Here is an 11,916-nt window from a genome sequence, read left to right as displayed (position 1 = left end):
CCCACTCATGACCATTCCGGCCAATCCGCGTCTTGCCGTTTACCCCGGCACGTTCGATCCGATTACGAACGGGCACGCCGACCTTGTGTCGCGCGCCGCGCCGCTGTTCGACCGCATCGTGGTGGCGGTGGCGGAAAGCCCCAACAAGGGCCCGGGTTTCAGTCTGGGCGAGCGCATCGCGCTGGCCCGTCTGGCGCTGGCCGACCTGCCCAATGTGGAAGTGCGCGGCTTCGACAGCCTGCTGGCGCATTTCGTGTCCGAAATTGGTGCCGGTGTGATCCTGCGCGGTCTGCGCGCGGTGTCCGACTTTGAATATGAGTTTCAGCTGGCCAGCATGAACCGTCATCTGATTCCTCAGGCCGAGACGCTGTTCCTGACGCCGGCTGAGCAATACAGCTTCATCTCTTCCTCGCTTGTGCGTGAAATCGGTCGCCTTGGCGGCGATATTTCCGGCTTCGTGCATCCGGCGGTGCAGCAGGCCATGCGTCATCGCTGGCGCAATCCCTCATAAATACCATCGTTAAGGTGATCATCATGCGTAAGTTTGTCCTCGCCGCGTCCGTGGCCCTGACCGCCGCCCTGGCGCTGACCGCTTGCAACAAGTCCGAGGACGCCGACAAGGCTCCCGTGGCTCAGGAAGCTGCTGTCGCCAAGCCGACCAATGCGTCCGACACCAAGGCATGGAGCCAGTACTTCGGCCAGATCGTGCGCAAGAACATGCAGGGCATGACGGCTGACCGCCCGTTCCCGTACTTCGTGCCGGCCGGCGACGACGATGACGGCAAGGACAAGCGCGACCGTCAGCTTGAGAACGTGCAGGGCACCGTCGCCCGCGGCGTCACGCCGGGCAACATGCTGGTGTTCGGTGGTCCGGAGTCGGCCAAGACGGCTGACCTGATCGTTGAAGCCTTCAAGGGCGCTCAGCCGGGCTCGTTCAAGGGCGTGATCGTCCTGTTCATCGGCGACCAGGCTGACCAGCAGCGCGTCACCGACGCTCTGGCGGCCAGCGGCGCCACGGTTCGTTTCGTCGCCATGTAATTCCTGCCCGCAAGGGTGGCAAGACGAAGGGGTGCTGCAGCCTGCGGCGCCCCTTCGTCGTTTTGAGGGCTTTCGTAGGGTAAAATCAGGATATGTCACTCAAGATTCTCGAGACCTGCGTCAATTGCGACGTCTGCGAACCGGTTTGCCCCAACAAGGCGATCTCGCTGGGCGAGGAGTACTACGTCATCGAGCCCAGCCTGTGCACGGAGTGCGTGGGCCACTACGACGTTCCTCAGTGCATTGAGGTGTGCCCCGTGGAGTGCATTCTTGTGGACCCGGATCACGTTGAATCCAACGACCAGCTCACACTCAAGTACCAGCACCTGATGGCGCAGGCGTCCTGACACCCCCCGTCCCGGCGGCCATGCGTTAACCTCTCCCCAGACGTTCGTTTTCGTTTCAGGAGATGCGTTTTCATGGTTCATGCCCATCCGTGGCGCGCGCTTGCCGCGAGCCTGCTGCTAGTCGTCAATGTCGCTGCCGCGCAGACGTCATCTTCGCCCGCTACTGAAAAAGGCCCCGGTCACGCGGCCATCGCGAGCGCCAACTTCCACGCTACCGACGCCGGCTTTGAAGTGCTGGCCAAGGGCGGCAACGCGTTTGACGCCGCCGTCGCCGTGTCGTCCACGCTGGCGGTGGTGGAGCCGCAAAGCTCTGGCATCGGTGGTGGCTTCATGGCGATGCTTCATCGCGCCTCGGACAATCGTGACATCTTCCTCGACGCCCGCGAGACGGCGCCAAAAGCCGTCGACATGAAGGTCTACGTCGGCAAGGACGGTAAGCCCAATCGCGACACCTCGATGAATGGCCCGCTGTCGGCCGGCATTCCAGGTGAGCCTGCGGGCATCGTCTGGATGGCTGAGCACTACGGAAAACTTCCGCTACGTGAATCGCTGGCACCGGCCATCCGTATTGCCCGCGAAGGCTTCCAGCCGGACGAGCGTTTCCTCGCCGCCATCGACGGACGCAAGGAAGTCCTCGCCCGCTGGCCGGCGTCTGCTTCGCTGCTCCTGCCCAATGGCAAGGTGCCGCAGAAGGGCTGGACACTGCGTCAGCCCGATCTGGCAGCCACGCTGGAGCGACTGGCAGAGAAGGGCGTGGATGGCTTTTACGCGGGTGAAACCGCGAAGATGCTGGTCTCGGCCTCACGCGCTGCCGGCGGAAACTGGACCGCAGCGGATCTCGCCTCCTACCGTGTGAAGGAGCGTGAACCGCTTACCGTCGACTATCGCGGCTATCGCATTGTCACCGCGCCGCCCCCGTCGTCGGGTGGTGTCGCGATTGCGGAAATCCTCAACATTTTGTCCGGCTTTGACCTGACCAGGCTGGACAAGGCGCATGCCACGCATCTGGTGATCGAGTCGATGCGTCGCGCGTTCCGAGATCACAACGAATACCTCGGCGATCCGGATTTCGTGAAGATGCCGCTGGACATGCTGCTATCGCGTTACTACGCCGATGGCCTGCGCGCGACCATCTCGCCGGACAAGGCCACGCCGTCGGATCTTCTGCCGGCGGCGATGGCTACCGACCCGGGTATGCACACCACGCATTTCTCCGTGATTGATGCCGAGGGCAACATGGTCGGCTCCACGCTGACGGTGAACCTGGAATTTGGTTCGGCGTTTGTTGCTAAAGGCACAGGTGTGCTGTTGAACGACGAGATGGACGATTTCGCTCTCGTGCCCGGCCAGCCGAACGCATTCGGCTTGCGTGGCGCGTACGCCAATGCGCCGGAGCCGGGTAAGCGCATGCTGTCTTCGATGTCGCCGAGTTTCGTGTTTGGCAAGGACCGCACGGCGGTGATCGGATCGCCGGGTGGTTCCACCATCATCACCCAGGTGCTCGAAGGCATTCTGGCGTTCGTGGATGGCAAGAGCGCCGCCGACATCGCTGCGCAGAAGCGCTTCCACCATCAGTACCTGCCCGACCGCGTCGATGTGGAAGCCGGGGTGTTCGACGAAGCCACGGCCAAGACCCTCACCGACATGGGGCATGTGCTCAAAGACCGTTCGCCGTGGGGCTTCATGAACGTGGTCATCTGGGATCACGCCACGAACCGCCTGGATGCGGCCAGTGATCCGCGTCGCCCGTCCGGCCTCGGCAAGGTGCAGTAAGGCATGAAGCTCTGGTCGCTTATGGGCAATTCCCAGCAACTGGATGGCGGTGCCATGTTCGGCAACGCCCCCCGGGCGTTGTGGTCACGCTGGATCGCACCGGATGAGCAAAATCGCATTCCACTGGCATGCCGATGCCTCCTGGTCACCGGTCTGGACGGCCGCAATGTCCTGTTCGAGACGGGTATTGGCGCGTTCTTCGAGCCTGCGATGCGCGAGCGCTATGGCGTGGTGGAAAGCCGCCACGTTCTGCTCGACTCGTTGGCCGAGGCGGGCCTGACCCACGAAGATGTCGACGCCGTCGTACTCTCGCACCTGCATTTCGACCACGCAGGCGGACTGCTTGCGCCGTGGCAGGAGGGTAGCCCGGCCCGCCTGCTGTTTCCGAACGCCCGCTATCTGGTCGGCGCGGATCACTGGCAGAGGGCGCTTGCGCCCCATCCGCGTGACCGCGCTTCGTTCATTCCGGAACTTCACACGCTGCTGGAAGCCAGCGGCCGGCTGGAGTTGATCGGGGAAGACGGGCATAGCTCGCTGGGGCCGGCAGTGCGCTTCAGTTTTTCCGAAGGGCACACGCCGGGCCTGATGCTGGCCGAGGTGGGTGGGGTGGCATTCTGCGCCGACCTTATTCCGGGTGCCGCGTGGGTGCATCTGCCGGTTACCATGGGCTACGACCGTTGGCCGGAAAAACTCATCGACGAAAAGAAGCAGTTTCTCGATGACAAGATGGCGCGCGGCGTGCGCCTGTTTTTCACCCATGACCACGCGTGCGCGCTGGCATCGGTGACACGTGATCCAAAAGGGCGCTATACGCCGGTGGATGTGATCGAGCGTCTTGCTGGCCTGGACGCATAAAGACGTAAAGGATTGGGGGCGGGATGAAGTCGAAGTTCACTATCACGGGGCAGGGTGTCCAATGGTTGCCGCGCGCGGCCGGGGCACTGTTGCTGCTTGTTGGCCTGGGTGTCGTGGCTTACAACGAACATCAGGTCATCGACTTCATCGCCAGGAGCGCGCACCACGGTGCGCCCGTGCTTGACCTTGGTGACAATGGCCGACCGGGCAGCGGTCAGTACGGCTCGCTGACCCGGGTGAGCGGCGTACCCCGCGTGGTTGAAGTGCCCCGCGATGCGGAATTCAACGTTGCTGTGGATTCCCCCGTTCTCATCCGTCATGTGGAAATGTTCCAGTGGCGCGAGCGCAACGTGAGTGGCGTCACCAACTACGAGCTCGATTGGGTGGATCACCCCATTGATGCATCAGGTTTCGCTCACACCTCAGGTCACATCAACCCCGGCGCATTCCCGATTCAGGGGCGTCAGTTCGACGCGGGTGAAGTTCGCCTGGGCAATTTCCGTTTGTCGACGCCAATCCTGCGCGCATTCCCGGACACGGTGCGCATCGTTCCGGACATGGCGAAGCTGCCTCCGAATCTAGCGGCGACGTTCCAGAAATCGGACGACATGCTCGTGACCAGTTCGAAGCCCGGGCATCCGCGCCTGGGGGATCTGCGCGTGAGCTGGGAAGCGATTCCGTTGCAGTCTCTGACAGTGCTCGCACGCATTGACGGCGACACCCTCGTGCCCGCCAGCGGAAGCACGGCGGCAGGTCCGGGCTTTGAGGTTCAGGTGGGTGATCGCAGTCTGCTGGATGTGTTGCCCAGCCTGCCCGAGCCGCCCCAGGGCGTGCTGGCGCTGCGCCTGCTGGCTCTTGTGCTGGGCGTGGCGGGTGCTTTCCTGCTCGCGCGTGGCAGCCGCTTCAGCGGGGACGTGCTCTTTGCGCTGGGCGCAGGCTGCGTGGTGGTGGCAGCGGTTGCTGGCGTCATGTGGCTGGGCGCGGACGCGATGACCGCCTCCGTGTGGATTCTGGTCGCCGTACTGGCAGGCGGCCTCGCCATCTGGCGTGTGCAACGGCCTGTTTCGTAACACCACCTCAGGGAACTGACCATGCGGATCACAGGGCTTTACGCTGCACTGCTCACACTCTGGACGCTGATTCTGGCGATTCGCGTCATCGTGCAGCGGAATCGTGCCAAGGTCGGCATGGGCGATGGCGGCCATGCGGAGATCGCACGTGGCATCCGGGCGCACGGCAACGCTACGGAATACATTCCGCTGGCGCTGATCCTGCTGTTGATTCTGGAAATCAATCAGACCACGCCGTGGCTGTTGCACCTGTTTGGTATCGCGCTGGTGCTGGGCCGTGTGGTGCATGCGGTGGGCCTGTCGCGCTCATCGGGTTACTCGCCGGGGCGCGCGTCGGGCATCGTGCTCACGCTTGTCACCATGGTTGCGATGGCACTGTTGCTGATTTGGCAGTATGTGGTGATCCACATCATCGCGGCGACGGCTTGAGGCAGGGCGGTACGGTGGCGTTGCCCGCGCGTGTCTGCTTGCCGTCGTGGCGGCGCGCTGACTCTTCAGCGCAACGTGTGAGGCGACATTGATCGTGCCCTGAATGCAGATCGGCCCGCCGAAGCGGGCCGATCCGTGCCAATCAGGCCTCGGCAGTGACTGTGCCGTCTGCGAAGGCGTAAACGTGATCTGCCCAGTTGGCGGCATCCACGTACATGGCAGCCATTGTTTGCAGATGCTGTTCGCGCAGCGCGTTGTCGGTTTCCAGTTCGCCCTGTTCCCAGTGACGGATCTGATCCAGCAGCGGCGCAAAAGGACCCGCGCCCTCAAGCAGGGCTTCGCGGATTTCGATGGCGAGCGGCAGGTGTTCCATGACGTAGGCCATGGACACGTTCATCAGCGTGTCCAGTAGCGAGAACAGGCCTGCCGTGAACGCCATTTCCTGGAGTTCCGGCTTGATGCCGCGGGCGAGCTTTTCGCACATGTGCGCCCGGATCAGCGCCAGGCGCAGAAGTTCGGGTGGACGCTCATCCATGCCGGCAACCGCCATGGTGAAAATCCAGTTGCGCATGCGGTTGACGCCGAAGAACACCGCCGCCTGTTCCACCGACTTCAGCTGGCGGGGCAGGGCGAAGTACGCGGAGTTGACGCAACCCAGAAGCTTGTAGCTCAGGATGGCGTCGTCGCGAATGATCTTGCCGAGCTCCACCGGGCCGTTATCCGGGTCTTGCAGTGCGCCCATAAGGCGCAGCACGCCAAGCTTGCTGGGGGCCAGGCGCGGCATGTCCACGCGCTCGGGGCGCAGCAGGTATTTGCCCTGGAAGCCGTCTACGTCCTGGTCGGCGTAATCCACGTAGGTTTCATGGCTGTCGATGCCGGTGACGATGACTTTGACGCCGAATCCATGGACGTAGTCCATGTGCGCGCGGGCGGCGACCGGGTGGCGGTGATCGACGGCGACCTTGGCGAACTGCACGATGCGCAGCAGTGCGTCGACGCCCGCGCGCTGTTCCGGGTCGGGCGGCAGGCTGAAGTCTTCCAGCACGAACAGGCAACCGTGGCCCTTCAGTTCGCGCAGGCGTGCGAGCAGTTGCTCGTCCATGCCCACTTCCGCGCCGACGCTGGCGCCAAGACGCGCGTTGTGGCGAAGAATGTCGCTGTGTTCGAGCAGCAGGTCGCGCGACATGTGCAGGAATGCACGGTTGTCGCGAACGAGGCGCTTGAGGCTGCCATCGGCGATGGCGCTGAGCGTGGCCTGGGTATGGGCGAGCGAAGCGGCTTCGATGTCCGTGCCGGCCGGACGCGGGAACAGCAGTTCGTAAGCAAACAGCGACTGCTTTTTGTCAAGAATGGGTACACGAACGATCGGCAGGATGCCGTCGTCATTCACCGCGGTCGGCTGAGGTATGGCTGACATGTCTTTCGGGCGCCGTTGGGTGATCGTGGGAATGCGGGGTGCCAGCAGCCGTCAGGCCTGCGCGAGAGGCGCGGATCTCAGAGAGCTGCGGGGCAGTCCCGTGGGGCCGTAGGTGTCATCGCCGGGGCTGCCGGTCAGTACCCGCAGGGCTTCGCGCACATGCGAAATACGCTGCGCAACGATGCGGCCATTGACCTCGTTGAGGTGGCGGCACTGCGCAAGCGCGGCAAGCGTGGCGGACCAGCGGGGATCGGCAAGCGAGTCGACGCCGGACGCTTCGGAGAGCTGCCGACGTTCGACGTCCAGTTTTTCAATACGGTCGAGCAGGGAGGTCTTGGTCCTGCCAACGGTTTCCAGTGCACCCACGTCGCCGGCATCAAGCGCCATGCGCTCTTCGATCAGGCTTTCGTGGAGAGCGTCCGTCTCGCGCGCCAGATCGCTCATGACGGCACCGAGTGCCGCATGGAATTCAGGCTGGAGGGACTCGCTCATGCCTTGCCGCCGATCTGACCCTCCATCGCCAGCAGCTTGCTTGCGATGGCCTGCGAGTCCGGCTTGTAGGTGCCGTCGGTGAGACGTGCGCGGATCTGTTCGACGCGGTTGGTGTCGATGCCGTCGCCGCTGCTGGCAGCGCTGAGCGCCTTGGCCGAGTCAGTCAGCTGGACGCTGTCGTCAGTGCGACTGACAGCCGAAGTGGACAGCACCGAAGCCGTGCTTGCGGCGGTGTCTTTCTGGCGGGCCTGCTGAGCCTGCTGTTGGGCGAGCAGCTGGGCCTGGAGGCCGGATTTGATCGTCGTATTCATGGGTTGTCCCTTGAGGGTTTGTTCCCTTCAGGCAGCTTATCGGCTTTCAGCCGGGAAACTTTAACCGGCACCAGGCCGCAAAGTGTGACAGAGGTTGGATTTCGTTCATGGAAGTACGGAGACAACGCCTTCTCCGCTGACCACGGCGTCGAGCACTTTGCCGGAAGCCGAATTGCGTACGCGAAGACGGGTGCCGGTGTCGCCCGCGCCCATGGCTACGCCCTGGGCGTGGACCACAACGCCCTCGACGTTGGCCACCATGCTGACCGTGTCGCCGATCCTTACTGCCTGACGGCCAGCCAGCATGCCAGGCGTCAGTACGGTGCCGGCGCGCAGCGGACGGGCCAGCGAACGGCCGTCGATCTGGTCCAGGGCCGCCACGTAGCCGTAGGCCAGGCTGGCGACGTCACGCTCTTCTGCGTGAACATCGTTCGCGCCAACGCCATCGCCGCGGGCAAGCGGACGGGTGGTGACCAGCACCTGGGTAAACATCTGGATGCGTACGGGAATCCGCACCGTCCAGCTGCCCGGGCACTGGGCGGCCACGGTGGTGCGGGCGCCAAGGGCGCGTCCGCCCGGAACGCTGAAGACTGGGCGTGACGGGCAATCTGCCAGCGCCAGCCTGCTGTCCAGCGTGCCTGCCTCAGCGACGAGGCGGGCTCCGGGCAGGGTGCGGTTCTGTTGCAGCCATTCCACGGCAGACGCTTTCAGGGCGTCCATCGACTGCCCAGCGCGCGCGACCACCGGTAGCACCAGGGGCGCTGCACACAGGAGGGCGAGCAGTGGGGCGCGGATGGTCATGCGGTGGCTTCGGAGAGTGCGCCAGAGAGGTTCTGCACGATGGCGTCCAGTTCGCGCTGCATGGCAGGCACGGCGTGCGATGCATCGGCATGCTTGCCGTCTGCCAGAAGAACGATGAACTGGCTGGCAAGCAGCGAGAAGCGCTCGCCTGCTTCGGTGAGGGCGGGGCCGACGGCGTCCCCGCGACGCTTGCGCAGCTGTTCGATGCAGCGCATCAGCGGAGTGGTGTCCAGCCAGCGACGGTCAAGGCCCGCCGGGTCACGAACGGCGAGGTCCAGTGCGTAGCGCATGCCCTGGGTGGCTTCGCGGATCATCTGGGTAAGGCTCGCTGCGTCCATGCCGCCTTCGGTCTCCAAGCGGGACATGCCGAGGCGATGGGCCAGTACGGCCGCACGCGAGGTGGCATCCGCCTGGCGGCGGGCTTCGTTGGCCACGCGGCTCAGCGAGCCCTGGGTGGCCTGAATCGCCGCAACGCGAGCGTGCAGGGCGCCCATGCCTTCGCGGGCGGCATCAATGCTGCCGCGGGCGTGGCGTACGGCATCGTCCACCTTGCTCAGCGACGTCTGCATGCCGGCGATACCCGACTGCGTCTGCTCCAGACGACGCAGGCTGTTCTGCACGGCCTCGTCGAGCTGGCCGGAGAATTCGCCCACGGCCTGAGTGACCGAGTCGATGCCAGCCGTGGCCTGCGTGGTTTTTTCCGCCAGCTGCTTCACTTCGTCAGCCACGACCGCGAAACCGCGACCGGCTTCGCCGGCACGGGCCGCTTCAATGGCGGCATTCAGTGCCACCAGGTTCGTCTGATGCGCGATGTCCTGCACGGCAGCAGTGAGCTTGCGGATTTCCGTGAAGTAATCACCGAACTGAGCGTGATTGCGGGTCATGCCCGTCAGCGCGCTGCGAAGCAGGCGCAGCTGGCCGTCGAGGTCGCCTGCACTGGCAGCGCCCTGGCTACCACTGTCAGATACACCCGAGATGCCGTCGTGGGCCTGATCCAGTGACGTCGAAATCCTGGCGCTGGCGTCCGTCAAACGACCGACGGCATCGCGGACACCGTCGACCGAGCCGGTCAATTCCTGCAGCGTGCCGCCGAGCGCCTGCGCGTTGGTCAGCACCATGCCCTGCTGTTCAATGGCCTGGATGGTGGTAGCCGGCGCGGTGCGCGGCTCCGCCGTCTTCAGCAACGGCGCCAGGGCGCGGGCTGCGGCGGGGAACTGGGACGAAACGGCGCGGACCCGCGAGGCCTCGCCCGACGCAATGGCATCGGCGAGAAGGCGGACGTGCTGGCTCCACAAAAGGCTCATGATTTGGGCGTTCACTCATAAAGGACGCCTCTAGATCGTCCGGAGGCTTCAGGACTTGAGTGAAGCAAGACATGTGCCATGACCGGCGGATGTCATCACCTTCAGAAAAAGGCCGCGCGGCCGATACGCCAGCGACTCCTTCTGATTGTAGTGTCGCCCATGGCCCGCCCGCTTCTCGATACCGTGGAAACCTTCACCCGACTCGCGGGACATAACCGCGTGGCGATGCTGATTTTCCGTCTGGGCGACCAGCAAGGCTTCGGAATCAACGTGTTCAAGGTGCGCGAAGTTCTCCGCCGGCCCAGGCTGGAGAGGATGCCCAGCATGCACACTCTGGTGGCGGGCAGCTTCGACTATCGCGGAACCACCATTCCTGTCATCGACATGGCCGCTGCCATGGGCTACCCGCCGCTCGCGGGTGACCCACAGGCCCATATCATCGTGACGGAATTCAGTCGTTCGGTGCAGGCATTCCTCGTGTCCACGGTGGATCGCATCGTCCACGTGGATGGCGCCAACATGGCGGCACCGCCGTCCGCGCTGGGCTACGGCTCCCGGGTCAATGCGGTCACCCGGCTGGAGGGTGACCTGCTGGCCATCGTGGATGTGGAGCAGATTCTGGCCTGCATCGACCCGCAGACGGTGGCGTTGTCTGATCGTGTGCAGGTGGCCGCTCAGGTTCGTCACACACGCAACCGCCGGGTGATGGTGGTGGATGATTCGCTGGTGGCACGCAAGCAGCTGGTCGACCTCTTCAAGCAGATGGACCTGGAATGCGTCGTGGCACACGACGGACAGGAAGGGCTGGAGCGGCTGCGTGAATTGGCCGAAGGCCCGGCCAGCGAGGGCGTGGATCTGGTCATTTCGGATATTGAGATGCCCCGCATGGACGGTTACGCGCTGACCCGCGCCATCCGCGAAGACGCCAGCCTGCGTCACCTGAAGGTGCTGCTGCACAGCTCGCTGAGCGGCGTGTTCAATGAGGCGATGGTGGCGAAGGTGTCCGCTGACCGCTTCATCGCCAAGTTCCAGCCGGACGTGCTGGCCAATGCCGTGCTGGAACTGCTTCCCGCCTGAGGCGGCGTGCCGTTTCGCCGACGCCGACGTGCGCCGGTTTTCCGACGCCGTCGTCGGTCGATAACCAAGAAACCGCATAAGGACGCCAATCTGGCGTCCTTTTTCGTCGTGGCACGCTCTTTGCTCTGACCCTCTCGCCAAGACAACGAGAGGGCACAGGCCCGTGATCGACAAACCCGACCCGCTATTAGGCATGCACACCCAGGCGCTCGCGCTCTGGCAGAAGCGTGCCGAAGTGCTGTCCTCCAATCTGGCCAATGCAGATACGCCCGATTACCTCGCGCGCGACGTGGATTTCCGCAAGGCGCTGTCGGCCGCCACCGGCGCGGGCGACGGACACACGCTGCCCATGGCTGCGACCAGTGACGGCCACATCGGTGGCAACACCGCCAGCACGCTGGCCAGTGCCGATGCGCTCGGCTATCGCATTCCCAACCAGCCTTCGATGGATGGCAACACGGTCGATACCCAGGTCGAACAGGCCCAGTTCGCCGGCAACGCCATTCATTACCAGGCCAGCCTGAGCTTCATCACGGCGCAGATTCGCATGATGCGTACCGCCATCACCGGAGGCAGTTCATGAGTCTTCTGAAAATCTTCGACGTGGCCGGTTCCGGCATGGCCGCGCAGTCTGCGCGACTGAATACCACCGCCAGCAATATGGCCAACGCCGACAGCCTCGCCAGCAGCGAGGCGGGTGCGTATCGGGCGAAGCAACCGCTCTTCTCGGCCATCCAGCAGCAGATTGCTGCGGGCGGCGATGGCACGCCTGGTGGCGTGAAGATGCTTGGCATCACGGAGAGTCAGGCGCCGGTCGAATCTCACTACGAGCCCGCCAATCCCATGGCCGATCAGGATGGCTATGTGTATTCGAGCAACGTCAATCCCGTGGACGAACTGGTCAACATGATCTCTGCGTCCCGGTCCTATCAGAACAACGTCGAAGTCATGAACAGCGCAAAGCAGCTCATGCAAAAGACCCTCGATCTCGGCAAGTAAGGG

At 64.0% G+C, this 11,916-nt stretch carries 15 protein-coding genes; 10 read left to right on the top strand and 5 right to left on the bottom strand.

The features are described from left to right. Positions 1-7: 7 nt before the first annotated feature. The 7 genes from coaD to FHW69_RS01050 all read left to right on the top strand — a co-directional run bounded on the left by coaD (position 8) and on the right by FHW69_RS01050 (position 5,512). Positions 8-511 carry a pantetheine-phosphate adenylyltransferase gene (gene coaD / locus FHW69_RS01080; RefSeq protein ID WP_183421151.1) on the top strand — a complete coding sequence of 168 codons (504 nt, stop codon included), beginning with the start codon at positions 8-10 and terminating at the stop codon, positions 509-511. Positions 512-534: 23 nt separating this feature from the next. Then, entirely contained in the window at positions 535-1,038 is a 504-nt protein-coding gene (locus FHW69_RS01075; protein WP_183421150.1) for a hypothetical protein, read from the top strand. Positions 1,039-1,130: 92 nt separating this feature from the next. Continuing rightward, entirely contained in the window at positions 1,131-1,385 is a 255-nt protein-coding gene (locus FHW69_RS01070; protein ID WP_183421149.1) for a YfhL family 4Fe-4S dicluster ferredoxin, read from the top strand. A 72-nt stretch (positions 1,386-1,457) separates the two neighbouring features. Then, a complete protein-coding gene (ggt, locus tag FHW69_RS01065; RefSeq protein WP_183421148.1) occupies positions 1,458-3,158 on the top strand; it encodes a gamma-glutamyltransferase in 1,701 nt (566 codons plus the stop codon). A 3-nt stretch (positions 3,159-3,161) separates the two neighbouring features. Continuing rightward, entirely contained in the window at positions 3,162-4,013 is an 852-nt protein-coding gene (locus FHW69_RS01060) for an MBL fold metallo-hydrolase (RefSeq protein ID WP_183421147.1), read from the top strand. Positions 4,014-4,036: 23 nt separating this feature from the next. After that, on the top strand, positions 4,037-5,083 hold the full coding sequence (locus tag FHW69_RS01055; protein ID WP_183421146.1) for a TMEM43 family protein: 1,047 nt from the start codon (positions 4,037-4,039) through the stop codon (positions 5,081-5,083). 21 nt (positions 5,084-5,104) lie between these two features. Beyond that, entirely contained in the window at positions 5,105-5,512 is a 408-nt protein-coding gene (locus FHW69_RS01050; protein ID WP_183421145.1) for an MAPEG family protein, read from the top strand. A 142-nt stretch (positions 5,513-5,654) separates the two neighbouring features. Here the strand turns inward: FHW69_RS01050 and FHW69_RS01045 are convergent, their stop codons facing one another. From FHW69_RS01045 to FHW69_RS01025, 5 genes are all read right to left on the bottom strand, one after another. Continuing rightward, positions 5,655-6,929, bottom strand: coding sequence for an HDOD domain-containing protein (locus FHW69_RS01045; protein WP_183421144.1), 1,275 nt, complete (start codon positions 6,927-6,929; stop codon positions 5,655-5,657). 51 nt (positions 6,930-6,980) lie between these two features. After that, complete coding sequence (locus FHW69_RS01040) at positions 6,981-7,421, bottom strand: flagellar protein FlgN (RefSeq protein ID WP_183421143.1); 441 nt, start codon at positions 7,419-7,421, stop codon at positions 6,981-6,983. Beyond that, positions 7,418-7,732 (bottom strand): flagellar biosynthesis anti-sigma factor FlgM, encoded by a 315-nt coding sequence (gene flgM, locus FHW69_RS01035; RefSeq protein ID WP_183421142.1) that lies wholly within the window; start codon positions 7,730-7,732, stop codon positions 7,418-7,420. Before flgM ends, FHW69_RS01040 begins: the two co-directional genes overlap by 4 nt. A 105-nt stretch (positions 7,733-7,837) precedes the next feature. Beyond that, positions 7,838-8,533, bottom strand: a complete 696-nt coding sequence (gene flgA, locus FHW69_RS01030; protein WP_183421141.1) for a flagellar basal body P-ring formation chaperone FlgA — start codon at positions 8,531-8,533, stop codon at positions 7,838-7,840. Further along, positions 8,530-9,837, bottom strand: a complete 1,308-nt coding sequence (locus FHW69_RS01025; protein ID WP_183421140.1) for a methyl-accepting chemotaxis protein — start codon at positions 9,835-9,837, stop codon at positions 8,530-8,532. The genes flgA and FHW69_RS01025 overlap by 4 nt, the downstream gene beginning before the upstream one ends. Positions 9,838-9,996: 159 nt before the next feature. On the opposite strand from FHW69_RS01025, the gene FHW69_RS01020 reads away from it, so the two are divergent. From FHW69_RS01020 to flgC, 3 genes are all read left to right on the top strand, one after another. After that, positions 9,997-10,914 (top strand): chemotaxis protein, encoded by a 918-nt coding sequence (locus FHW69_RS01020; protein ID WP_183421139.1) that lies wholly within the window; start codon positions 9,997-9,999, stop codon positions 10,912-10,914. A 163-nt stretch (positions 10,915-11,077) separates the two neighbouring features. Then, a complete protein-coding gene (flgB, locus tag FHW69_RS01015; protein ID WP_343203937.1) occupies positions 11,078-11,497 on the top strand; it encodes a flagellar basal body rod protein FlgB in 420 nt (139 codons plus the stop codon). Further along, the gene (gene flgC / locus FHW69_RS01010; RefSeq protein ID WP_183421138.1) at positions 11,494-11,913 is read left to right on the top strand and encodes a flagellar basal body rod protein FlgC; all 420 of its coding nucleotides are present in this window, start codon (positions 11,494-11,496) and stop codon (positions 11,911-11,913) included. The genes flgB and flgC overlap by 4 nt, the downstream gene beginning before the upstream one ends. The last annotated feature ends 3 nt before the right edge of the window (positions 11,914-11,916 follow it).

The organism is Luteibacter sp. Sphag1AF (genome assembly GCF_014192715.1).
Taxonomy (GTDB): domain Bacteria; phylum Pseudomonadota; class Gammaproteobacteria; order Xanthomonadales; family Rhodanobacteraceae; genus Luteibacter.
The sequence above is the reverse complement of the archived record's forward strand: the minus strand, read 5'-3'. Positions and strand labels throughout refer to the sequence as shown.

What these genes read in the sequence shown, in the direction of transcription:
- coaD (WP_183421151.1), top strand. Translation starts at nt 8, where the DNA reads ATGACCATTCCGGCCAATCCGCGTCTTGCCGTTTACCCCGGCACGTTC.
- FHW69_RS01075 (WP_183421150.1), top strand. Translation starts at nt 535, where the DNA reads ATGCGTAAGTTTGTCCTCGCCGCGTCCGTGGCCCTGACCGCCGCCCTG.
- FHW69_RS01070 (WP_183421149.1), top strand. Translation starts at nt 1,131, where the DNA reads ATGTCACTCAAGATTCTCGAGACCTGCGTCAATTGCGACGTCTGCGAA.
- ggt (WP_183421148.1), top strand. Translation starts at nt 1,458, where the DNA reads ATGGTTCATGCCCATCCGTGGCGCGCGCTTGCCGCGAGCCTGCTGCTA.
- FHW69_RS01060 (WP_183421147.1), top strand. Translation starts at nt 3,162, where the DNA reads ATGAAGCTCTGGTCGCTTATGGGCAATTCCCAGCAACTGGATGGCGGT.
- FHW69_RS01055 (WP_183421146.1), top strand. Translation starts at nt 4,037, where the DNA reads ATGAAGTCGAAGTTCACTATCACGGGGCAGGGTGTCCAATGGTTGCCG.
- FHW69_RS01050 (WP_183421145.1), top strand. Translation starts at nt 5,105, where the DNA reads ATGCGGATCACAGGGCTTTACGCTGCACTGCTCACACTCTGGACGCTG.
- FHW69_RS01045 (WP_183421144.1), bottom strand. Translation starts at nt 6,929, where the DNA reads ATGTCAGCCATACCTCAGCCGACCGCGGTGAATGACGACGGCATCCTG.
- FHW69_RS01040 (WP_183421143.1), bottom strand. Translation starts at nt 7,421, where the DNA reads ATGAGCGAGTCCCTCCAGCCTGAATTCCATGCGGCACTCGGTGCCGTC.
- flgM (WP_183421142.1), bottom strand. Translation starts at nt 7,732, where the DNA reads ATGAATACGACGATCAAATCCGGCCTCCAGGCCCAGCTGCTCGCCCAA.
- flgA (WP_183421141.1), bottom strand. Translation starts at nt 8,533, where the DNA reads ATGACCATCCGCGCCCCACTGCTCGCCCTCCTGTGTGCAGCGCCCCTG.
- FHW69_RS01025 (WP_183421140.1), bottom strand. Translation starts at nt 9,837, where the DNA reads ATGAGCCTTTTGTGGAGCCAGCACGTCCGCCTTCTCGCCGATGCCATT.
- FHW69_RS01020 (WP_183421139.1), top strand. Translation starts at nt 9,997, where the DNA reads ATGGCCCGCCCGCTTCTCGATACCGTGGAAACCTTCACCCGACTCGCG.
- flgC (WP_183421138.1), top strand. Translation starts at nt 11,494, where the DNA reads ATGAGTCTTCTGAAAATCTTCGACGTGGCCGGTTCCGGCATGGCCGCG.